Here is a 21,269-nt window from a genome sequence, read left to right on the forward strand (position 1 = left end):
CAGGCGGAAAAGCGCACACACCTTTCGCCATCCCGCTCTAAGTGAACATCGGGATCGGGCGTTCATTGAACAAGAAGCGCGATCCCGGTGGCACCGAGTGCCAAGGTCCAGAGGCGATCGAAGTTGATCCACGCCGAGCGCAGGACCGCAAGGCCAAGCCACTCGAAGACGGCAAGCGCAACCGCTGCGATCACCGCGAGCATTGCGCCGCTATGAACAGCAACGGCGGCAAGCGTGACCGGCAGCGAGCTTGCCATTGCGAGGTCGCCGGTACGATCAGCAAGGCAGAGGCTGAGGACCGCGGGCACCAACATCAAACCCGCCCCGTGGCTCGTCGCCATCAGGAACGACCAGAACGCAAGGCCGGCCATGCCAGCTTGCATTCCCACTCTGACGCGGTGGCGCTGTCCGTAGAAGGCGCCGCGCACGGCGAGGCCGAGAATGAGCAAGGCGGCGACAAGCCTGAAGCTGCGCAGATCCAGGACCGCGCCGAACACGACAACCACCGCCAACACGGCCGCGATGGAAATGGCATGGCCAATGGCAATGGGAATGAGGGACAGCCAGACGACCCGCCGGCTCTGGCGGTGAAGCCCCAGCGCCACGGCAAAGAGCCAGCCCATCGCCGGATTGACGCCGTGAAAGGCGCCGAGACCCGCAAGCGAAAGCCATGGCCAGAGGGTCGTCATTTGCCCTGGCAGGGCCGCACGGCCGCACCCTCCTTACGGATAACAGTAGGAATCGGACGAGCAGTCACCGCCTTCGAGGCGAACCTGGTGCGGGCGATGACCTTTAGGCCAATCGACGAAGAAATTCTCGTCGAACGCTATCCCGCCGCCGTCAGCGACATCCAGCTTGACCATCCAACCGTCGATACCGTCGGGATAGAACTGCGGGTCGATCGCCCCGTAGAGCGAATTGGTGAAATAGACCCGCTTGCCGTCCCGGCTGATCTCCACCATCTGTGGCCCGCCGCTCAACGCTCCATTTGTTGCCTTCGGATGGGTTGCACGTGAGACGATCCCACCGATACGCACCCGGCCGGTCTCTTTCGGTGAGAACGGGTCGGAAACGTCATACTGGATCATGTCTCCGGTACCCCAGCAGGAAACGTAGAGGAAGCGATCGTCCATCGATAGGTCGATGTCAGTGACGAGCGGCGCGACCGCGCTGAAGCCCTTGAGCACGGGCGGCAGCAGATCCGGATCGGCGGGCTCCGCCGGGATCTCGATCACTTTTTTGACCGCCCATTGGTCTTTGTCGCGGTACCAGGTCCAGATCGACGCGGAGAGGTCCTTGAGGCTGATGACACAGCCCACGAATCCATAGGCCCTGGTCGGATCGTGGGCCGGGCGCAGTTCGAAGACGAGCTGATGCTCCTCGCCGAAGTCGATTTCCTGCAGGTGCTTGCGCTTGTGCAGATCCCAGAAATGCAGCCTGCGGCCGTACTTCGAACCGAGCAGCACCTCCGGAACCAGCCCGTTCTCGAAGGTATCCGGCGTGCCCCATTCGCTGGTAATCAGCGTGTCGTGACCAAGATGCCACCAAAAGTCGTAGGCGAGCTTCTGCGGACCGCGATCCATTTCCCATTGGCCGAGCACGTCGAAGCTCCGGTGATCCAGGAGGAAGATGCCCCCGGGCGCATTGCCGTTACGGTCGGCGAGCGCGTTGACGTAGATGCCCTCGGGCCCGCAATGGATGGTGTGCAACCGAGAATAGTTCGCCCTTTCGGCAATTTCTGCGGGTTCGATCACGCGGACGATCTGCGGATTGCGCGGGTCAGGCTTGGTGTCGATGATGTGGAGGCGAGAGGATCTCAAACCGGGCACGATCAGATAGCGACGCTCGACATGCGGGTGCGGCGCATTGGGGCAAAGACAGGAGGAGCAGGCATTCCAGCCGAAATGATGGAGCTCGTCGCCAACGTTCGGCATGTCAACTTGTGCAACGATTTGCGAATAGCTCCGTGACGTCGGGTCGACATCAACAACAGCGATTGCATCCGGCCTCGCTCGTTCAGGATCGAAGGCCGCGACATAGGCTAAGGTCTCCTTGGGAGCCTTAGCCGCCATGCGTGGTGAAGGATAAAAGGAAGGATCGGGTCGCCACGTCGCCATTTCCATTCTCCCCGGAGAATTCCCAATGCGTGGATCCTGATGCAGGCTTTGGTGATGCGGCAAAAACGCGTCGGAAATACGGCGCATTGCCTCATTTCCTCAAAAGGAGAGATGCGGCTTCCTGTGGGGATCTGCGTCGATCATCGCCTTGGGCTTACTGCCTGGCCTGTCGCCCGGTTTCCTCTGTCATGTGGGCAAATCGTGAGGCCGGACAGTCGCTTGACGAAACGGACAGCGGCCTGCCGTCGCGCCGCTGACGGTGCGCCATTCAATCACCTTGCCTCCCTGACGCTATGGTTTGCGCCGCCGCGGTTGTGCTCGAGGCTCGCTGCAATTATGTTCTGGCCATGACGTCGATAGCAGATGCGCTCGGTCCCATTGGCCTCATGGGACGTTTGCTTGCCCGCTTTTGGCCGCAGCTGCTCCTGATCGGGGCGGCAGGTTATATCGCGCGGGACCTTTTGCTGCGCGCTGCCGTCGAAGTGGGTTTGCGCCACCCGCTCGGCGGCATGGTCGTGCTTTCGCTCGTCGTCCTTGCCAAGCTCATCATCGTGGTGCTGTTGTTTCTAGCCCTGCGCCCGGGATTGCCGGCGCTGGAATCGCTTCGGCAACCGAAGGGCGGGCCGGTCTCGTCTGGAACGTCCGGCGGTAACGACCGGCGTTTGCTGGCCGTTACCGCCGCGGCCATTTTGCCTTTCTTCGCCTATTACGCCGCGTGGGGCTTCCTCGGCGACACGGTGCGTGAATATTCCCGACTGGCGCTGAGCAAGGTCGCCTTCGGCGAAAAGGCCGATTTCTTCGACATCCTCAGTTCAAGCGGCCTGCTTCTGTCCGTTGCTATTTGCTGGTTGGTGCGTTGGGCCGCCAAGCGCATGAGCAAAAAGAGCCCGGCGCCGATGTGGCGCTTGCTCATCGTTGCAGCGGACGCGAGCTGGATCTTTATCGGCCTTTACGGGCTCGCTATCTGGAAGGACCAATTCATCACCTGGCTCGGCGCTGGCACGCTCCTGAGCGCTCTTGATTGGGGCAACAGCCTGCAACTGATCGGCGTTGCTTATGCAGTGGAGAACTTCGTACCCGTCGAATTTCGCAGGCCTGACTGGCCGATACAGGTACAGAGCCTGTTTTTCTACACCCTCCTGCCGTTGGTCTGGCTGGTGATGGCGGCAATCATCAACGGCTATGAGCTTTCGACGGCTGGTCCCCGCGCCAAGCCGGCGCGGACCAGTGCCCGGAGCTGGCGCAAGTGGCTCACCGATTTTCTCGAACACTTCGTCAGCGACTATCGCTCGCGTTATGGGCCGGTCTGGACCTGCCTGAAGCTGACGCTCGGCTCAGGGCTTGCAACCTTGCTCACCTTCATCGTCGCCTATCGCCTGATCGGTTGGCTTGGGGCGTGGCTCTGGTTTGCAACGACGCGCCTGCTTGGCGTTGAAGAGTTCGCGACCTGGGAGTTTGTGTTCAGTATCCTGGTCGTCTTCATCGGCAGTCCCAGCGATCTTGATGGCGGCATACTGCTCGATGCGATGCGTATTTCGCTGCTGGCAGCCATGCTCGAACAAGCCCTTTCGCGGGCAACGCCCGCAGTGACCCCTAACTACGCTTCCACTTGAGGACGAGCGCGCCGTCGTCCGCACCCAGAACCTCAACCACGAGCGAAAGATCGCTTGCCTTTGCCGGCACGATAAAACTTTCCGCCATTCTGGCTGTGCCGCCGTTTCCGGCATTTGCAAAAGCGAGGCTCGAACAGCGCGGGCGATCCGCCACCTCGGGATACATCTCTCGTACGATTTGCTCCGACAGCATCAGGGGCTCGAAGCGCCGCCCCTGCGCATCCACCAGCCGGACCCGGCACGCGCTCTCAGCCAGCTTCGCCAGATCTTTCGGCACGGTCTCGAATTCCGCCAGAACAACGCGCGCGTCATCAGATGGACCGGGTAGCCGTTTCAGATCCGCAAGCTTCCATTGCCCGCCCGCATAAGGCTGGACCACACCGCTTTCGACAATGATGTCGCGCTTACCGGTCAAGAACGGCATCTGACGCAAACTGTCCCAGGCGTGGACGACGATCGCCAAGGGCAACACGGCAACCAGCGCCACGAGGCAAGTCCAGAACACGCGTGTCTCGCTCATGACCCGCCTCTCTTCATTTCGCAGCGAGCGTCCACGGCATGCTGCCGCTACCGCGCGCAAGGGTGATCGATGGTTTGATCTCCAGCGGCGCCTTCTGCTCGAACTCGATCCAAAGCTCTTCGCCAAGAGGGATCAGTCCCGAGCGTGCGATGAGCAAGCGCCCGCCGCGGATCGCCGTCTCGGGCAACTCGAATGCGATCAGCACAGGCCTGGGCAGGCCCGGCTCAAGTCGCTCGGTCGGCAAATAGCCGCGCATGGTCGAGAACCGTTGACTAAGGGCATACCGAATGCCGCTTGGCGACAGCCATTCCGCCGACAGCAACGTCAGGCTCTCCTTTTTGGCAACCGCCGCACCTTCTACAATCAACCAGACACCCGAGCTTGAATAGTCGCGCACCCAACCGAAGCTCTCGGTCTTGACCGCCCGCGCCAGATGCACGTTCGCGGCACCATAGGCAAAGGCATGGCTTTCCACCCGCTCGCCCACCTTGCCACGGATCGCAATCGGCGACGTGATATCGCCGTAGCCCGGCGTGTTGTGCTGCATGGCGTAGAGCACGATAGCGCCAAGCCCGAGCAACAGGATCGTGCGCAACCCGGCGATCATTGCACTGCCTCGTCCGGTTGCCCGCTCACGGCCAGTTCGACGATGGCGGCCTTGCCGTCGTCAAACCACCCGGGCGCTCCATAGAGATTGTCGCGCGGCTTGTAGATCTGCTTGGCGACCGAAAGGCGCAGCGCCTTCGGGCTCGGCAAACCCTCCGGCCATTCCCAAACAGCGATGAGCTTTTCCGGCATGCCAGGGTTGATCGCGCTTGCGATCCATTTGTCGCGGGCGAGGTAGTAGACCGGCTCTGGCAGCTTGATTGAAGTTGGCGTCTCGATCGAGACGAGCCGCATGAAAGCATTGCTTGTCGCAGCCGAGCGATTGTCGAGTTTAAGGTCAACCGTCAGGAACCGTTTAGCGTCAGCCGGCTTGGTTCCCGTTGGGGGAACCTCCGTCATGGAGGCATTGTTTATCGTGAGCAACCAACGACCTGTGTCGATTGGCTCATCTTTTTTGGCAAGTTCGATGGGAGTGGGGTTGGCCGCCTCGTAGACGGCGCTCGCGAAGGAGACAGCCGCGGCCGCGATGCCTCCGATGCCCGCCACGAGCATCGCAAGAAGACGCCGCTTCACTTTCGACCGTTGCGCGATCGACATTGCACCTCCGCCCAGGTTTGATTGCTCCTACAACCGCAAGATAGGGTGACTTGTCCGGGAAATCAAAGGCTGAGCCCTTTCGACTGCCCGCCAACGTTTCACGGCGGGCAGTGCCGGCATCATCAGCGACTAATCTTGATCTTGCGGACCTCGCCCAAATTCTCGTCTTCGGAGGGAGGGCGCTTCTCGTAGATAGCCTTGACATGGGGTGACGGACCACGATCGCTCTTCGTCATCAGCACGACGAACAACCGGTTGCCTTCGAGGGCGAGATAGACCTCAAACGCTGCATTTGCCGCGCCGATGTCGGACTGCCACCGTCCAGTTCCGCTGGCGGTGGACGCATAGACATAGCTGTCGGCGGTCGCGACTGCCGACCAACCGGCTTTACTGACAATGGTCAAGACAGTGCCGTGCCGGACGATGCTGAGGCAGCCCTCACAGCCTGTGGGCTTCGCGCCGACGTCGCGCCAGACACCGGAAAATCCGCGATCGTCCGCCCGCACGGATTGCGCCGCCAGCAGCAAAGCACCGATAATAACCAGTACGCCAATACGTCCGCTCAACGAAACGCCTCTCCATGAACTGGTTTACAGCCATTTCCTAATGGTCGATTCGGACACGAAACGCAATCTACACGAGCGATATCAACTCGATGCAATCTAGTATGTTACGTTTCGATCCGCAGTTTCATTCGGTCGGCAGCAAAACAGCTACGGGAATACTCCACCGGCTTGCCGTCGAGGTCCGCATTGACCGACTGCGCCTCAAGCACGATTGCGCCTGCCGAGAGTTTCAGCATCGAGAGTTCGTCGCCGTCGGCATGGCGGGCAACGATCTCGGTCGAAACGCGCACGTAGTCGTCAAGGCCGTGGGCGGCAAACGCCTTGGTTACGGAATGCCGTTGCTCGAACTCTTCCGCCATGCGGGGAAACCGGGCGGCGGGATAATAGCTTGACGAAACTGAGAGCGGCCGGCCATCGCCGCTGCTGACCGTGCGCAATTCGATCACCGGATCGCCCGGCGCGATACCCAGTGCCGAGGCGATGTCGCCAAATGCCTTCAGTTCGGCATGGCCGAGCAGGCGGGTGCCGATCTCCTTCACCTGCCGCCCGAGACCCTGCGAAAAGCGGGTGCGACGGGAGATCGGATAGCTCACCCTCTCCTTGCGCTCTATCATCGTGCCGCGGCCCTGGACGGCGCGAACCAGGCCCTCCTCGGCAAGGGCTGCAAGTGCACTCCTGACCGTATGCCTGTTGACCCCGAAGTCGCCCGCTAGGACCGTTTCGGGCGGCACCATGCCGGTAGCATCGTAATCGCCGTTGCTGATCGCCAGCCGGATCCGGTCTGCGATCTGGCGCCAGAGCGCGACCCCTGTCTGTCGTTCAACCACTTTTCGCATTGCCCACTTTTCGAATTGTCATGTCACAAGCCTGTCATTTGCCGACGCTAAGGAAAAGTATAAGATGTGCACTTGTCTAGATCAATAGACATTTAAGGTGAAAATGATGGATGCGAAGCTGAAACAGGAAAGCCCGCCGGACATGGCGCGCAAGGAAGGCATGCGGCTGCTGGCCCGCGCCTCTTCGGAAGAACTCATGACGGCCTGGGAGGCGCTGGCCGAAAAGCCCGATGTTTCGCCCGTCCGCGGACCGGAAACGGGCTTGGTCATGGTTCGCGGCCGCATCGGCGGCGCCGGCGATGCCTTCAATCTGGGCGAGGCAACCGTATCGCGCGCAACGATCCGGCTTTCGACCGGCGAAATCGGCCACGGCCAGTTGCTTGGCACCGACAAGCAGCGCGCCCGCCTTGCCGCGATCTTCGATGCGCTCTTCCAGCGTGAAGCCGACCGCCCAGCGGTCGAGGCGCTTCACCGCGCAATCGCCTCGCGCATCGAGGCGGAAGATCGCCGCACGGCCGAGGAAACTGCCGCCACACGCGTCGACTTTTTCACCATGGTTCGCGGAGACGACTGATGGCCAGCCAATCGCAAATCTACGCCGGCGCCTTCGCCGACCCCGTCTTTTCCGCCCAATCCGTCTTCAAGAGCCTGATGGACGGCTTTGCCCGCCCCGGGCAGATCATCCGTCTTGAGGCGTCGAGCATGCCGCCGGCGCCAATGGGTGCTGCTGCCGGAGCTGTGGCCTTGACGCTGTGTGATCACGACACCGCCGTCTGGCTCACGCCGGCACTTGCCAAATCCACTGTCCCGCAATGGATCGCGTTTCACACCGGCGCATCGGTGACGGATACCAAAACCGATGCACGCTTCGCTTTTGTCGAGAAAGGCGCGCCGGTTCCGGGCTTCGATCAGTTTTCTCTCGGCACGCAGGAGTACCCGGATCGCTCGACGACGCTCGTCATCGAGATCGAAGCGCTCTCCGGTGGCGAACCGCTTACCGCTCGCGGACCTGGTATCAAGGACGATGTCACCATCGCGGTGCGTGGCCTGCCTGAAGTCTTCCTCGACTTCTGGAGCGCCAACCGCGCTATTTTCCCGCGCGGCATCGACCTCGTGCTGACTTCAGGCGACTGCGTGCTCTGCCTGCCGCGCACCACCCGACTTGTCCGACAGGAGGCATAACCCATGTATGTTGCAGTGAAGGGCGGCGAAGCCGCCATTGCCAATGCCCATCGCCTCCTTGCCGATCGCCGCCGCGGCGACCGCACGCTACCATCGATCACGATCCAGCAGGTCGTCGAACAGCTTGGCCTTGCCGTCGACCGCGTCATGGCCGAGGCTTCGCTCTACGACCGGGAACTCGCAGCCCTTGCCGTGCGCCAGGCGCGCGGCGATATGATCGAAGCGATCTTCATCCTGCGCGCTTACCGCACGACGTTGCCTCGTTTCGGCTATTCCGAGCCGGTCGATACCGCGACCATGAAGGTCGAGCGCCGTGTCTCGGCTACCTACAAGGACCTGCCCGGCGGACAATTGCTCGGCCCGACCTTCGACTACACCCATCGTCTGCTTGATCCCTCATTGATCGACGACGCGGCGGTCGAGGAACCTGAAGTCAAGGAGCCGGGCGAACATGTGATGCGCGTCTCCGACATCCTCGACGGCGAAGGCCTGATCGAGGGCGACGGCCGCATGCCTGAACGCCATGTCATGGGCGACCTCACCCGCGAGCCGATGGAGTTTCCGATGGCCCGCGACCTGCGCCTGCAGGCCCTGGCACGCGGCGACGAGGGCTTCCTGCTGGCACTCGCCTATTCGACGCAGCGCGGCTACGGCCGCACACATCCCTTTGTCGGCGAAGTCCGCATCGGTGAAGTCGAAGTCGAACTGGACCTGCCCGAACTCGGCTTTGCCGTCTCGCTCGGCGTCATCCGCGTGACCGAGTGCCAGATGGTCAACCAGTTCATGGGATCGGCGAAACAGCCGCCGCAGTTCACCCGCGGCTATGGCCTCGTCTTCGGCCAGAGCGAGCGCAAGGCCATGTCGATGTCGCTTGTCGATCGCGCACTGCGCACCGACGAATTCAACGAAGACATCGTCGCTCCGGCGCAGGACCAGGAATTCGTGATTTCGCATGCGGACAACGTTCAGGCGACGGGCTTCGTCGAGCACCTGAAGCTGCCGCACTATGTCGATTTCCAGGCTGAACTCGACCTCGTCCGGCGCATGCGCCGTGACTATGACGCTGCCCGCTCCGGCGGCCAGGACGGCATGAAGGAGGCCGCCGAATGACCGACCTTGCAACCTACAACTTTGCCTATCTGGACGAGCAGACCAAGCGGATGATCCGCCGCGCCATCCTGAAGGCGATCGCCATCCCCGGCTACCAGGTTCCCTTCGCCTCGCGCGAAATGCCGATGCCCTACGGCTGGGGCACCGGCGGCGTGCAGGTCACCGCCTCGATCCTCGGTCCGAAGGACGTGCTGAAGGTCATCGACCAGGGCGCCGACGACACCACCAACGCCGTGTCGATCCGCGCTTTCTTCCAGAAAGTCGCCGATGTCGCTGTAACGACCAAAACCAAGGAAGCGACGATCATCCAGACGCGCCACCGCATCCCCGAGGAAGGCCTGCGCGAGGGCCAGACGCTGGTCTATCAGGTTCCGATCCCGGAACCCTTGCGCTTCCTCGAACCACGCGAGACCGAGACCCGCAAGATGCATGCGCTCGAAGAATACGGGCTGATGCATGTGAAGCTCTACGAGGACATCGCCCGCAACGGCCACATCGCCACCACCTACGCCTATCCGGTGAAGGTCGAGGGTCGTTACGTCATGGATCCCTCGCCGACGCCGAAGTTCGACAATCCGAAGATGCATATGTCTGAAGCGCTCCAACTTTTCGGCGCCGGCCGTGAAAAGCGCATCTATGCGGTTCCGCCCCATACCGAGGTCGTCAGCCTCGATTTCGAGGATCACCCGTTCGAGGTGCAGAAGTTCGACAAGCCCTGCGCGCTCTGCGGCGCCGAGAACGTCTACCTCGACGAGGTCGTTCTCGACGACAAGGGCGGACGCATGTTCGTCTGCTCGGACACCGACCATTGCGAAGACCGCCGCGACTGCGGCCACGCTGGACACATGCTTGCCCGCCAGGAGGCTGCAGAATGAGTGCCGTACCGCTTCTTAAAGTCAATGATGTCTCGAAGTTCTACGGCAGCCGCATCGGGTGCCGGAACGTCTCCTTCGACCTCTTCCCCGGCGAAGTGCTGGCGATCGTCGGAGAATCCGGATCGGGCAAGACGACGCTTCTGTCCTGCCTCTCGACCCGGCTGATGCCGACATCCGGCATCGTCGAATACCATATGCGTGACGGCCAGTACCGCGACCTCGCACGCATGGGCGAGGCAGAGCGGCGCTTCCTGATGCGCACCGACTGGGGCTTCGTCCACCAGAACCCGGCAGACGGTCTCAGGATGACGGTCTCGGCCGGCGCCAATGTCGGCGAGCGGCTGATGGCCGTCGGCGACCGGCACTATGGCAACATCCGTGCTGCCGCCAGCGACTGGCTGGAACGCGTCGAGATCGGCATCGACCGCATCGACGACCAGCCTCGCGCGTTCTCGGGCGGCATGCGTCAGCGCCTGCAGATAGCCCGCAATCTCGTCACCTCCCCTCGCCTCGTCTTCATGGACGAGCCGACCGGCGGCCTCGACGTTTCGGTCCAGGCTCGCCTGCTCGATCTTGTGCGCGGCCTTGTGCATGATCTCGGGCTTGCCGCCATCATCGTTACCCACGATCTCGCCGTAGCAAGGCTCTTGTCCCACCGCATGATGGTGATGAAGGACGGCGCCGTCATCGAGCAGGGCCTGACCGACCGCGTGCTCGACGATCCGCGCGAGCCCTACACCCAGCTCCTCGTCTCCTCCATCCTGCAGGTATGACGCATGACCCCGAAAAATGAAAATCGGTTTCCGATCAAGATCATGCGCAAAGGAAAGTAAGAACCATGGCTACGCCCCTTGTTGTTTCCGAAGTCGCAAAGAGCTTCACCATGCACCTGCGCGACGGCGTGCGTCTGCCTGTCGTCGCCAATGTCTCCTTCTCGGTGAAAGCCGGCGAATGCGTCGTGCTTGGCGGTCCGTCTGGTGTCGGCAAGAGCTCGATCCTGAAAATGCTCTACGGCAATTACGGCGTCGACGAAGGCCAGATCCTGATGGAGCATGACGGCAAGCTGGTGAACCTTGCCACCGCCGAACCGCGCACGGTGCTTGAAGTCCGGCGTGCAACGCTCGGATATGTCAGCCAATTCCTGCGCGTCGTACCGCGTGTCTCGGCGCTCGACATCGTCGCCGAGCCGCTGCAGGCGCGTGGCGTCGCCATGGAAGATGCCCGCACGCGCGCCGCCGAGCTTCTGTCGAAGCTCAACCTGCCCAAGGAATTGTGGTCGTTGCCGCCGGCAACCTTCTCCGGTGGCGAGCAGCAACGCGTCAACATCGCCCGCGGCTTCATCACCGACCACAAGATCCTGCTTCTCGACGAGCCGACCGCCTCGCTCGACGCGAAAAACCGCGCGGTTGTTGTGGAGATGATCGCCGAGAAAAAATCCAGGGGAACGGCGCTGATCGGCATCTTCCACGATGAAGAAGTCCGCGACGCGGTGGCCGACCGCATTCTCGACGTATCGGCGTTCTCTCCGCGAAAGGCTGCGGCATGAGCCAGAAACTCGGGCTCGAGCCCTTCATCCACCCGACCGCGAGCGTTAACAATTCGACGCTTGGCCGTTACACCGAAGTCCAGGAGCGCTCGCGCCTGGAGGAGGTAGAGTTCGGCGACTACTCCTACATCATGCAGGACGGTTCGATCTGGTGCGCGACGGTCGGCAAATTCGTCAACATCGCCGCCGCCGTGCGCATCAACGCCACCAACCACCCGACCTGGCGCGCGACCCTGCATCACTTCACCTACCGCGCCCCGAACTATTGGGACGATACCGACGTCGATCACGATCTCTTCGCCTGGCGTCGGTCGAACCGGGTTACCATCGGCCATGACGTCTGGATCGGCCACGGCGCGACGCTTCTGCCCGGCGTCAATGTCGGCAATGGTGCTGTTATCGGCGCGGGCGCCGTCGTCTCCAAGGACGTCGCGCCCTACACGATCGTCGGCGGCGTGCCGGCCAAGCTCATCCGTGACCGCTTCAATGCCGGTATCGGCGAACGCATGGACAGCCTCGCCTGGTGGGATTGGGACCATATGCGCCTGCGCAAGGCGCTTGAGGATTTCCGCGACCTCACGGCCGAGGAATTTCTCGTTCGCTACGCCTGAGTTACCTGGCAAGCAGGACCACAAGACAACAAAAAGGGCGCGGTTGGGAGGACCCGCGCCCTTTTTGCGAGGAATGGACCGGACGGCTTACTCAGGCGTCGACGGCTTCCTTCAGAAAGTCGGCGGCGACACGGGCGGTGAGTGCCAGCGACACGGCGCCCGCATCCGGATGGCCAATGCTCTTTTCCGCGAGCGGACGGGCACGGCCCAGTTTCGGCGTCAGGCTGGAGGTGGCATCAGCCGCATCGGTGGCAGCCTTGGCCGCAATCTCCCAGGCTGCGTTCAGCTTGTTTCGACCTTCAAACTCCCGCTCCAGCGTGTCGACGAACGGTACCAGCGCATCGACTAGGGTCTTGTCGCCGACGCGGGCGCGTCCGAGACGGGTGACGCCTTCGAGCGCCAGCCGCGCGCCTTCGACGATGGCCGCATCGGACGGTTTGTCGTCGTCGGAAAACGCGTTGCTCCAGGAGCGAAGAAGCAGGCCCCAGATTGCGCCTGACGTTCCGCCCGCGCGGTCGGCCCAGGCATCGCCTGCAGCGGCGAGCACGCTGGCAGCACCCGCTCCGGCTGCAACAGCCACATTCGCAGCCTCCTCAGCCGCCGCCGAACCGCGACGCATACCCTGGCCGTGGTCGCCGTCGCCGGCAAAGGCATCGATGCGGCCGAGTTCGTCTTCAGCGTCCTTCAGAGCGTCGGCAACCTTGCCGATCAACCGGGCAATGCACTTGCCGCTTTCCTTCGAAGCCTGCGAGGCAGGGGCGAAGGTCGCCGGGCCATCCTCGTCCGAAATCACATCGGTCGCCGGCTCGGCGTTGATGGTCACGCCCTTGCGCAGCACCGGTGCGTCGCAAGGTGCACGCCAGTAAGTCTCAAGCTCTTCGTTAAGCCAGAGCAGCGACAGCGAGCAGCCCTGCATGTCGAGGCTGGTGACGAACTCGCCGCATTCCGGATCGACGATCTCGAGGCCTGCAGCCTTCAGTTCCTTTTCGACGGCCACCCACAGAACGAAGAGCTCTTCGTACTTGGTCGAGCCTAGGCCGTTCAGCACCGGCGCGACCTTCTTGGTCCCGGCGGGGCGTTCGGCGAGCAGCTTGCCGACCAGCAGTTTCGCAAGCTCGGTTGCCGATACGATCTTTTCTTCGCTGATGCCCGGCTCGCCGTGAATGCCAAGGCCGAGCGCCATTTCGCCCTTCGGTACGGTGAAGAGCGGGTGGTTCGCGCCCGGAAGCGTGCAGCCGCCAAAAGCGACGCCGAAGGAGACGGTACGATCATTGGCAAGGCGGCTGATACGCTCGACTTCGTCGAGCGACAGCCCGGCTTCGGCGGCGGCGCCTGCGATCTTGAAGACCACAAGATCGCCGGCAATGCCGCGGCGCTTGGCAGCGGTGTCAGCCGCGGCACTGGCAACGTCGTCGGTCACCGGCACGATGCGCACATCGATGCCTTCGGCTCGAAGGCGCTCGGCGGCAACGCCGAAATTGAGCACGTCGCCGGCATAGTTGCCGAAGCCGAGAAGGACGCCGCCGCCCTGGTCCGCATGGCGGCAGACGCGCGCGACGGCGGCAGTGGAAGGCGAGGCGAAGACGTCACCGGCAACGGCAGCATCGGCCATGCCCGGGCCGACATAGCCGGCAAAGGCCGGATAGTGGCCGGAGCCACCACCGATAACAACGGCGACCTTGCCCTTCGGCACCTTGGTCGAGCGCACGACGCCGCCCTTCACCAGGCGGACATTGCGGGCATAGATGGAGCTGAAACCGGCGAGCGCGGTTGCGGCGAAATCTTCCGGTGCGTCAAAGATCGTGGTCATCGCTACTTGTTCCTTAGTCGCGAGGCAGAATGCGCCTCAGATAGTCCCGGTTGGTTGCGCTGACGGAGAGGCCATCGCCACCATAATGCTCGCAGAGGAACGGGCTCTGGAACCCGTGGGAAAGCGCCATACGAATGGCGGTCCGGTAGTTGATCACGCCGAATTCCAGCGGAGCCGGATGGGTGACGATCAGCCCCGACGTTTCGTCCTCAGCGCGGTTGTAGTTCTTGACGTGCCAGTATTTGGCAAAGGGTGCAACCTTCGCCATCATCTCCTGCCAGTGCTCGACCGGACGATGCAGGCGGATCAGGTTGCCGAGGTCGGCGTTGATGCCGACATTCGATAGGCCGACGTCGGTGACGAAGCGCACGGCGCTGTCGGCTGAGCCGATATAGGTGTCTTCATACATTTCGAGCGCCAGCTCGATGCCGAGTTCTTCGGCATGGCGGCCGAGCTCGCGGATGCGCGAGACGCCCTTCTGCCAGATCGAAGCATCGTCGGGGTTCTTGACACCATCGACGGTCCAGAACCACAGCGCCTTCTTCTGCGCATCGGTCAAGGGCCCGAAGAAACCGAAGGAGACGGAGCCTGCCCCGATCGCCGCCGCCGTGTCGATCACCCGGTGGCCGTAGGCCAGATAGTCGTCGCCATGAACAGGATCGATGACGCTGCGACGCGCGGTGGAAATCCCGGGCATGGTCAGGCCGAGATCACGCGTCAACTTGACGAAGTTTTCGAGCCGAGTCGGCGACAGATCCGCCAGACGGATCCAACTGTCGGTCGGGTCGAGTTCGGTAAAGCCGGCATCGACGACATCATCGAGCGTCAGCGCCCATTCCTCGACCGACTGGTCCTGAACCGAGCGGCCATCCGAAAGGATGTTCGGATACTGGATCATCGCGGCCGCGATCGGCCAGGTATCACGGTTCCATTTGCGTGGCGCGTTTGCCATGGCGTTCCCCCGATATTTTGAAGTTTGGTGCGGCGGCTCCGTCAAGCCGCCGCGCTACCGTCGCCCTGCGATGTCTCATCGCCACGCGATGTTGCATCATCGCCGTTGCGCTTGCGAACCAGGCCGATCAGTCCGAACACGACAGGCGACAGCAGCATTGCCAGGCCGAGCGCCATCAGGCTCGAAACCAGCGCGTTCGACCAGAAGATGTTGAGCGAGCCGCTCGACAGAAGCATCGACTGGCGGAAGGCGTCCTCGGCCTTGTCGCCGAGCACCATGGCGAGAACCAGCGGCGCAAGCGGATAATCGAGCTTCTTGAAGACGTAGCCGAGCACCCCGAAACCGATGACCATGAAGATATCGGAGACGGAATTTGCCACCTGATAGGCGCCGGAGAAGATGACCGCGACGATGATCGGGCCGATGATCGAGAACGGCACGCGCAGGATCGAGGCGTAGAGTGGCACGGTGGCGAGCACCAGGATGACGGCGACGACGTTGCCGAGATACATCGAGGCGATCAGGCCCCAGACGAAGTCGGGCCGGTCGGTAAAGAGCATCGGACCGGGGGTGAGACCCCAGATCATCAGGCCGCCCATCATGACGGCAGCTGTGGCCGAACCGGGGACGCCGAGCGCCAGCATCGGCAGCAGTGCCGAGGTGCCGGCCGAATGGTCGGCCGTCTCGGGCGCGACGATACCGCGTGGATCACCCTTGCCGAACTTCGTTTTGTCGCGCGCCGAGCGGCGGGCGAGGCCGTAGCTCATGAAGGAGGCTGCGGTCGGGCCGGCCGGCGTGATGCCCATCCAGATGCCGATGATGGTCGAGCGCACAATGGTCAGCCAATAGCGCGGGATTTCCACCAGCGTGCGGCCGATTTCGGCAAGCTTGACGCGGGCCTTGATGCCTTCGAAGCGCAGGCCTTCTTCCGTCGTCAGCAGGAGTTCGCCGATACCGAAGAGGCCCATGACGGCGATCAGGAAGCTGACGCCCTTGATCAGGGTCGGGATATCGAAGGTCAGGCGCAGATCGCCGGAGATTGTGTCCATGCCAACGGAAGCGAGCGCGAAACCGATCATCATCGACACGAGCGTCTTGAACGGCGATTGCGCACCCATCGATATGAAGCTTGCGAAGGCGAGGAAATAGACCGCGAAATATTCGGGCGAGGAGAAACGCAGCGCGAAGTTCGCGACCCAGCCCGACAACAGCGTGATCATCACCACGCCGGCAAGTGCGCCGATGCCGGCCGAGACGAAGGCCAGGGTCAATGCGCGGCTCGCCTGCCCTGCCTTTGCCATTGGATAGCCGTCGAAGGTGGTTGCGACCGACGAGGGCTCGCCTGGAATGTTGAACAGGATGGATGTCGTCGAGCCACCGAACAGCGCTCCCCAATACATGCAGGAGAGCAGGATGATGGCGGAAATCGGATCCATGGAGAAGGTCAACGGCAACAGCAGCGAGACGCCGTTGGGCGCGCCGAGGCCGGGCAGAACGCCGACGAGAATGCCGAGCGTGACGCCGACCATCATCAGCAGGATGTGATTCCAGCTGAGGATGTGGCCGAAGCCATCGATCAGGAGACCGATATTTTCCATGTCATTCCTCCCGGGGAAACTTTTAAGTGGTCGGGATCAGTAGATCCCGAACCAGGCCTCGACCGGTCCCTTCAACAACGGAACCTTGAAGCCGATCTCGAATACGATGAAGAAGAAGAGCGAAACGGCAACGCCAGCCGGCAGTGCGATCCACCACTTGTAACGCCCCTGGAAGAACATCGCGCCGGCGATATAGAGCGCCGTGCCGACGTAAAGCCCGAGCCAGGCGGAGACGCCGGCAAAGGCAATAAGAGGCAAGAAGAACGAGGCGACGACGCGAGCGCGGGCACCGTCGATGAAGATATCACCCGTGCCGCGGTGCTTCACGAATGCACCTATCGCATTCGCAACGCTTCCCAGAATGATCAGAACGCCGATGTAGAAGGGAAAATAGCCGGCCTCGGGGCCGAAATCGCTCCACCCGGCGCCGATATCAAAGGCGCCGTAGCAGACGGCTGCACCAAAGATACCAGTCAACGCGGCAACGCCAAGCTCCACCGCGAAGCGGGAGAGCCCATTCGCACTGTTCTCACTCATGATCGTGACCTTTCAAGCCCGTTGACGGGCGCTCCAACAACGTCCTTAACGCGCCATACTTGACGCGTGGCGCTGTAGAGGCGCCCGTCCCGATATATCGCCTGATTTAGTTGGCGAGCCAGCCTTCACGCTTCAGAACTTCGCTGACTGCGGCGCCGTCCATCTCGATGGCGGCCTTGAAGTCGTCGCCAGCGATGTAAGCGGGAGACTGCGAGGTGTCGGCAAGATACTTCGCCCACTCCGGCGTTTCGGAGACCTTGCGCATCAGGTCCGCGTAGAACTTGACGGCATCGGGTTCAACGCCAGCCGGCAGCCAGACGGTGCGCGGCATGGAGTAGTTGTCGATGGCGATACCCGTCTCCTTGCAGGTCGGGATGTCGCTCCAGCCCTTGTCGCCGGCAACCTTGGCGTCGTTCGTCAGCTTGACGCTCTTGAAGACGCAAAGCGGCTTGACCATGCCGGCCTGCCACTGACCGAGGTTTTCGCTCGGGTTGTTGACGTTGGCATCGAGATGCTCGCCGGCGAGCTGAACAGCCGCTTCGCCGCCGCTCTTGAACGGGATGTAGTTGATGGTCGCGCCGGTGGCCTCGTTGATCATCGAGGTGAGGATCTGGTCGACGTCCTTCGACTGGCTTCCGCCGATCTTCAGTCCGCCTTCCTTAGCCTTGGCGGCAAAGTCGGCAGCCGTTGCGTAAGACGCCTTGCCGTTGACCCAGAGAATGAATTCGTCGGAAGCAAGGGCTGCAACCGGCGTCAGGTCTTCTGCCTTGTAAGGCACCTTGGCACGGACCGGCAGCAGGTAGGCATTGTTGGTGCCGAATGCGAGCTTGTAGGCGTCGCCCTTGTTGGTCGCCGTGTAGACGAAACCTTCGGCGCCGCCGGCGCTGCCCTTGTTGGTAACGACAACCGGCGCCTTCATCAGCTCATACTTGCCGATGATCGCCTGGATCGTGCGCGCGAAGATGTCCGTGCCGCCGCCCGGGCCAGCCGTGACGACGAATTCAACCGGACGGTCTGGCTCAAATGCCGACGCCGGAGCGGCAACGCCGAATGCGGCTGCCATGATGCATGCGAGTGAAACGGATTTCTTCATATCTAATCCTCCCGTTGAGTGAGATGCGGCGCAAGACCTCCTCCTGCGCCGGTAGTGCTTGAAAGCGTGCGAATTCAGGCAGCAGCCGAAAGGGCGGCCTTTTTCTTCGCCATGCGAACTGCGAGCAGAAGCGCCTCGCGGCTTGCGCCGACATCGGCAATGCCCTTGCCGGCAATGTCATAGGCAGTGCCGTGAGCGGGGGTGCAGAGCGGGAACGGCAGGCCGCCCATCATCGTCACGCCCTTGTCGAAGCCCATGAGTTTCATCGCGATCTGACCCTGATCGTGATACATGGTCAGGACGGCATTGAAGTTTTCCTTGAGCGCGCGCACGAAAACGGTGTCGGCCGGGAACGGACCATCGACGTTGTAGCCGAGCGCCTTGGCCTTCTCGACCGCCGGCTCGATGATGTCGATCTCTTCCATGCCGAAGCTGCCGCCGTCGCCGGCATGCGGGTTCAGACCGGCAATCGCGATCTTCGCCTCGTCGTAACCGGCCTCCTTGAGGCAGGCCTGAGTCAGTTCGACCTCTGCAAGGATGCCTTCGACCGAGAGATTGTCAGCCACGTCCTTCAGCGGAATGTGCGAGGTGACGCGCGCATTCCAAACCTTTTCGAGAACGTTGAATTCGCGAACCTTACCGGTGAAGCCGAGCACGTCGGCGACGAAGCGGATTTCGTCGTCATAGCCCGGATAGGCAAAACGCATGGCCTTTTTGTTGAAGGGCGTGAAGCAGACGGCTTCTGCCTTGCCGGCGTGGGCGAGCTCCAGCGCCGTGCGGAAGTTGCGCGTTGCGAACGTACCGCCGGCAAGCGTCGCCTCGCCACGGTCAACGTCTGCCGGATCGAGATGGCCGAGGTCGACGAAGACGTGGCGGGCGGTTCCAGCCTTGTCGAGATCCTCAAGCGTCGAGGCCTCGAGATCGAGCGTCAGGCCGGCGGCCCTGGCGCCCTCGTCCAGAATGCGGCGATCACCGATGGTGATGATGTGCGCAGCCTCACGAATATCGGGAAGAGCCAGCAGCCGCGCCGTCAGCTCGGGGCTGATGCCGGCGGGATCGCCCATGGCAAGCGCGATGACAGGACGCGCGCCGTTACCGGCAGCACCATTGGTCGTCATGTGAGATGTCCTCCACTTCATGCTTTCGCAGGTTGTCATACGTTATTCAAAATTCTGCATCAAGTCTTTTGTATTCTGTATGCAGCATTTTCTGTTGACGATGACGAGCCCTGTCTCCATGCTTCAATCAGGCAGTGCTGATTCAATCGGCACGCATGGGGAACGGATGGCCGACACGCGGCCGCCAAGCGCAGAAACGAAATGATGAACGAAATCACACCACTGGAGAGACGCGCCGACGGTGGCCCCGGCCCGATCAGGCGGACGGCTCTGCATGACACTCTTGTCAGTCACCTGCGCGACATGATCATCGAAGGTGACCTTTCGCCTGGCACGCGCCTGCATGAGGGCCAGCTCGGCGAGCAGCTCGGCGTCTCCCGCACGCCCTTGCGCGAAGCCATCAAGTACCTGGCGAGTGAAGGGCTAGTGGAGCTCGTGCCAAGCCGCGGCGCCGTCGTGAAGCGTTTCAGCGCCAAGGACGTGCACGACATGCTGACAGTGCTGCAGACGCTGGAGGAACTCGCCGGCAAGCTCGCCTGCGAGGCGGCAAGCGACGCCGGCATTGCCGAAGTCCGTGCGCTACATGACGAAATGGTCCGTCGCTACAAGGTCGGCGACCGGCTGCAATACTACAAGCTCAACCAGCAGATTCATTCGGCAATCGTCCAGCTCGCCGAAAATGCGGCGCTCGCTGACATGCACAGCGTCTTGCAGACACGGCTGAAGCGCATCCGCTTCATCGGCCACGAGGGCCCGGAGAAATGGGCGGCGGCCGTTGCTGAGCACGACGAAATGATCGTTGCGCTCGAAGCGCGCGACAAGGCCAAGCTGTCCGAAGTGCTCGGCCGCCACCTGATGAACGCCTGGGAGCGCGTACGCGCTTCGGTTTGAAGAAGCGTTGCAGTCGCGTTCTGAGCTAGCGGGCTCTTTCTTGCCCGGGGTCCTATTCTCAGGATCGACCCCAATATATTGAGCAGCCCACTCTGTCCGTCGCCCATGTAACCGGCGCCGAGATGACACGACCGCGATCCAACTTGATGCGTATCCGGGATACGCATCAAGTTGGCGAGGAAGGAGATCGGCGATGGCGTCTCGAGACAGGATGAAAGGTACCGCGAGCGTGGTGGTGCAGCTGACCTCGTTCGAGTGGAAGTGCTGGTTCCGCGCGATAAACGCAATGATATTGTCAGCGCCGCCGCAGGCATGCGCGAAGATCACAGAAAGCGTAAGGATCGTTTGGCGGAATATCTCAATCTGGCGGCCGAGCGTTATGGCTTGCGTATATTCGACAATATCGACATCGAGAGGCTCGATGATGTCCCAAGTTGGTCACGGGTCGTGGCGAATGCGCTCATCGAAGAGGCGACGCCAGAGCCTTTGCGATGGGACGGAAGATGCTGTCCATACTTGACGGTGGTCACTAATGGCTCTGACCGATCTTCAACGGAATATCATGGCATCCATCACCAGAAACCGCTCCGAGAGCAGCTATATGGCGGGCGGTGTGGTTCTCAACATGAACTGGCCGCGTGTGTCGGATGACATTGATATTTTCCATGATAGCGACTCGGACATCGGTTCCGCGGCACATCGCTATCCTCGTTGTCGATGAGCACGGCATTCCCGCAGAAACCTATCGTCACGATGCTAAGCGGCCTCGTCTACAGAAGGCGACCTCCGAGCCTGAAGTGGTGCCGAATCTGCCAGAAGTGTCGCTTGGATGGGACAGAAAGGCGCAATGATCATCAGCCCGAATGCCGCAAGGACTCGAAGCTCGCAGTCGCGCTGCTGGAAGCAAGCATTGCATGTGCCACCAAAGCAGTCGGCATGATTACCTCCATCCTCGCCTCTTAAATGCTTCTCAATCCTTTTAAGAAGCCAACAGGACCACGGCGTTTTACGCTTTCTCTCCACGGCAGAGACAGCTCGGTCGCGCTCAAATCTTCAGGTCGCAAAAACAGTGCTCAATCGAAGCAGATCTG

23 protein-coding genes are annotated in these 21,269 nt (G+C 61.9%); 10 read left to right on the plus strand and 13 right to left on the minus strand.

Annotated elements, in window-relative coordinates; all coding sequences use genetic code 11:
- Window positions 1-62: 62 nt before the first annotated feature.
- Window positions 63-689: a hypothetical protein gene (locus ABIE33_RS16060; protein WP_429126582.1), complete on the minus strand. Its 627-nt coding sequence runs from the start codon at window positions 687-689 to the stop codon at window positions 63-65.
- Window positions 690-722: 33 nt separating this feature from the next.
- Window positions 723-2,117, minus strand: coding sequence for a selenium-binding family protein (locus tag ABIE33_RS16065; protein WP_429126585.1), 1,395 nt, complete (start codon window positions 2,115-2,117; stop codon window positions 723-725).
- 347 nt (window positions 2,118-2,464) lie between these two features.
- On the opposite strand from ABIE33_RS16065, the gene ABIE33_RS16070 reads away from it, so the two are divergent.
- A complete protein-coding gene (locus ABIE33_RS16070; RefSeq protein WP_429126587.1) occupies window positions 2,465-3,730 on the plus strand; it encodes a hypothetical protein in 1,266 nt (421 codons plus the stop codon).
- Here ABIE33_RS16070 and ABIE33_RS16075 read toward each other — a convergent pair.
- The 5 genes from ABIE33_RS16075 to phnF form a co-directional block, all read right to left on the minus strand.
- A complete protein-coding gene (locus ABIE33_RS16075) occupies window positions 3,711-4,217 on the minus strand; it encodes a hypothetical protein (RefSeq protein ID WP_429126589.1) in 507 nt (168 codons plus the stop codon). The genes ABIE33_RS16070 and ABIE33_RS16075 overlap by 20 nt on opposite strands.
- Window positions 4,218-4,263: 46 nt before the next feature.
- Window positions 4,264-4,857, minus strand: a complete 594-nt coding sequence (locus ABIE33_RS16080; RefSeq protein ID WP_429126592.1) for a hypothetical protein — start codon at window positions 4,855-4,857, stop codon at window positions 4,264-4,266.
- Window positions 4,854-5,453: a hypothetical protein gene (locus tag ABIE33_RS16085; RefSeq protein ID WP_429126595.1), complete on the minus strand. Its 600-nt coding sequence runs from the start codon at window positions 5,451-5,453 to the stop codon at window positions 4,854-4,856. Before ABIE33_RS16085 ends, ABIE33_RS16080 begins: the two co-directional genes overlap by 4 nt.
- 122 nt (window positions 5,454-5,575) lie before the next feature.
- Complete coding sequence (locus ABIE33_RS16090) at window positions 5,576-6,019, minus strand: hypothetical protein (RefSeq protein ID WP_429126598.1); 444 nt, start codon at window positions 6,017-6,019, stop codon at window positions 5,576-5,578.
- A gap of 104 nt (window positions 6,020-6,123) precedes the next feature.
- Window positions 6,124-6,855 carry a phosphonate metabolism transcriptional regulator PhnF gene (gene phnF, locus ABIE33_RS16095; RefSeq protein ID WP_429126600.1) on the minus strand — a complete coding sequence of 244 codons (732 nt, stop codon included), beginning with the start codon at window positions 6,853-6,855 and terminating at the stop codon, window positions 6,124-6,126.
- Between the two features lie 106 nt (window positions 6,856-6,961).
- Between phnF and phnG the strand changes: the two genes are divergently transcribed.
- The 7 genes from phnG (at window position 6,962) to ABIE33_RS16130 (ending at window position 12,179) form a co-directional block, all read left to right on the plus strand.
- A complete protein-coding gene (gene phnG / locus ABIE33_RS16100; protein ID WP_429126603.1) occupies window positions 6,962-7,429 on the plus strand; it encodes a phosphonate C-P lyase system protein PhnG in 468 nt (155 codons plus the stop codon).
- Entirely contained in the window at window positions 7,429-8,037 is a 609-nt protein-coding gene (gene phnH / locus ABIE33_RS16105; protein ID WP_429126605.1) for a phosphonate C-P lyase system protein PhnH, read from the plus strand. The genes phnG and phnH overlap by 1 nt, the downstream gene beginning before the upstream one ends.
- A gap of 3 nt (window positions 8,038-8,040) precedes the next feature.
- Window positions 8,041-9,147, plus strand: coding sequence for a carbon-phosphorus lyase complex subunit PhnI (locus ABIE33_RS16110; RefSeq protein ID WP_429126606.1), 1,107 nt, complete (start codon window positions 8,041-8,043; stop codon window positions 9,145-9,147).
- Complete coding sequence (locus ABIE33_RS16115) at window positions 9,144-10,022, plus strand: alpha-D-ribose 1-methylphosphonate 5-phosphate C-P-lyase PhnJ (RefSeq protein ID WP_429126608.1); 879 nt, start codon at window positions 9,144-9,146, stop codon at window positions 10,020-10,022. The genes ABIE33_RS16110 and ABIE33_RS16115 overlap by 4 nt, the downstream gene beginning before the upstream one ends.
- Complete coding sequence (gene phnK, locus ABIE33_RS16120; RefSeq protein WP_025429075.1) at window positions 10,019-10,795, plus strand: phosphonate C-P lyase system protein PhnK; 777 nt, start codon at window positions 10,019-10,021, stop codon at window positions 10,793-10,795. The genes ABIE33_RS16115 and phnK overlap by 4 nt, the downstream gene beginning before the upstream one ends.
- 65 nt (window positions 10,796-10,860) lie before the next feature.
- Window positions 10,861-11,568 (plus strand): phosphonate C-P lyase system protein PhnL, encoded by a 708-nt coding sequence (gene phnL, locus ABIE33_RS16125; protein ID WP_429126610.1) that lies wholly within the window; start codon window positions 10,861-10,863, stop codon window positions 11,566-11,568.
- Window positions 11,565-12,179 carry a DapH/DapD/GlmU-related protein gene (locus tag ABIE33_RS16130; RefSeq protein WP_429126612.1) on the plus strand — a complete coding sequence of 205 codons (615 nt, stop codon included), beginning with the start codon at window positions 11,565-11,567 and terminating at the stop codon, window positions 12,177-12,179. The genes phnL and ABIE33_RS16130 overlap by 4 nt, the downstream gene beginning before the upstream one ends.
- 91 nt (window positions 12,180-12,270) lie before the next feature.
- On the opposite strand, the gene ABIE33_RS16135 is transcribed toward ABIE33_RS16130, so the two are convergent.
- From ABIE33_RS16135 to ABIE33_RS16160, 6 genes are all read right to left on the minus strand, one after another.
- Window positions 12,271-13,989 carry a dihydroxyacetone kinase family protein gene (locus ABIE33_RS16135; protein WP_429126614.1) on the minus strand — a complete coding sequence of 573 codons (1,719 nt, stop codon included), beginning with the start codon at window positions 13,987-13,989 and terminating at the stop codon, window positions 12,271-12,273.
- A 13-nt stretch (window positions 13,990-14,002) separates the two neighbouring features.
- Window positions 14,003-14,941 (minus strand): sugar phosphate isomerase/epimerase family protein, encoded by a 939-nt coding sequence (locus ABIE33_RS16140; protein WP_429126616.1) that lies wholly within the window; start codon window positions 14,939-14,941, stop codon window positions 14,003-14,005.
- Window positions 14,942-14,982: 41 nt separating this feature from the next.
- Entirely contained in the window at window positions 14,983-16,539 is a 1,557-nt protein-coding gene (locus tag ABIE33_RS16145; RefSeq protein ID WP_429126618.1) for a tripartite tricarboxylate transporter permease, read from the minus strand.
- 36 nt (window positions 16,540-16,575) lie between these two features.
- Entirely contained in the window at window positions 16,576-17,076 is a 501-nt protein-coding gene (locus ABIE33_RS16150; protein ID WP_429126620.1) for a tripartite tricarboxylate transporter TctB family protein, read from the minus strand.
- A 106-nt stretch (window positions 17,077-17,182) separates the two neighbouring features.
- Complete coding sequence (locus ABIE33_RS16155) at window positions 17,183-18,169, minus strand: tripartite tricarboxylate transporter substrate binding protein (RefSeq protein ID WP_429126622.1); 987 nt, start codon at window positions 18,167-18,169, stop codon at window positions 17,183-17,185.
- Between the two features lie 74 nt (window positions 18,170-18,243).
- The gene (locus tag ABIE33_RS16160; protein ID WP_429126624.1) at window positions 18,244-19,287 is read right to left on the minus strand and encodes a 4-hydroxythreonine-4-phosphate dehydrogenase PdxA; all 1,044 of its coding nucleotides are present in this window, start codon (window positions 19,285-19,287) and stop codon (window positions 18,244-18,246) included.
- A gap of 204 nt (window positions 19,288-19,491) precedes the next feature.
- Here ABIE33_RS16160 and ABIE33_RS16165 point away from each other — a divergent pair, with 204 nt between their 5' ends.
- A complete protein-coding gene (locus ABIE33_RS16165) occupies window positions 19,492-20,178 on the plus strand; it encodes a GntR family transcriptional regulator (RefSeq protein WP_107027558.1) in 687 nt (228 codons plus the stop codon).
- A 171-nt stretch (window positions 20,179-20,349) separates the two neighbouring features.
- Window positions 20,350-20,829 carry a hypothetical protein gene (locus tag ABIE33_RS16170; protein ID WP_429126625.1) on the plus strand — a complete coding sequence of 160 codons (480 nt, stop codon included), beginning with the start codon at window positions 20,350-20,352 and terminating at the stop codon, window positions 20,827-20,829.
- Window positions 20,830-21,269 lie beyond the last annotated feature (440 nt).

Origin of the sequence: Ensifer sp. 4252 (assembly GCF_050434565.1) — a bacterium.
Classification (GTDB): Bacteria; Pseudomonadota; Alphaproteobacteria; order Rhizobiales; family Rhizobiaceae; genus Ensifer.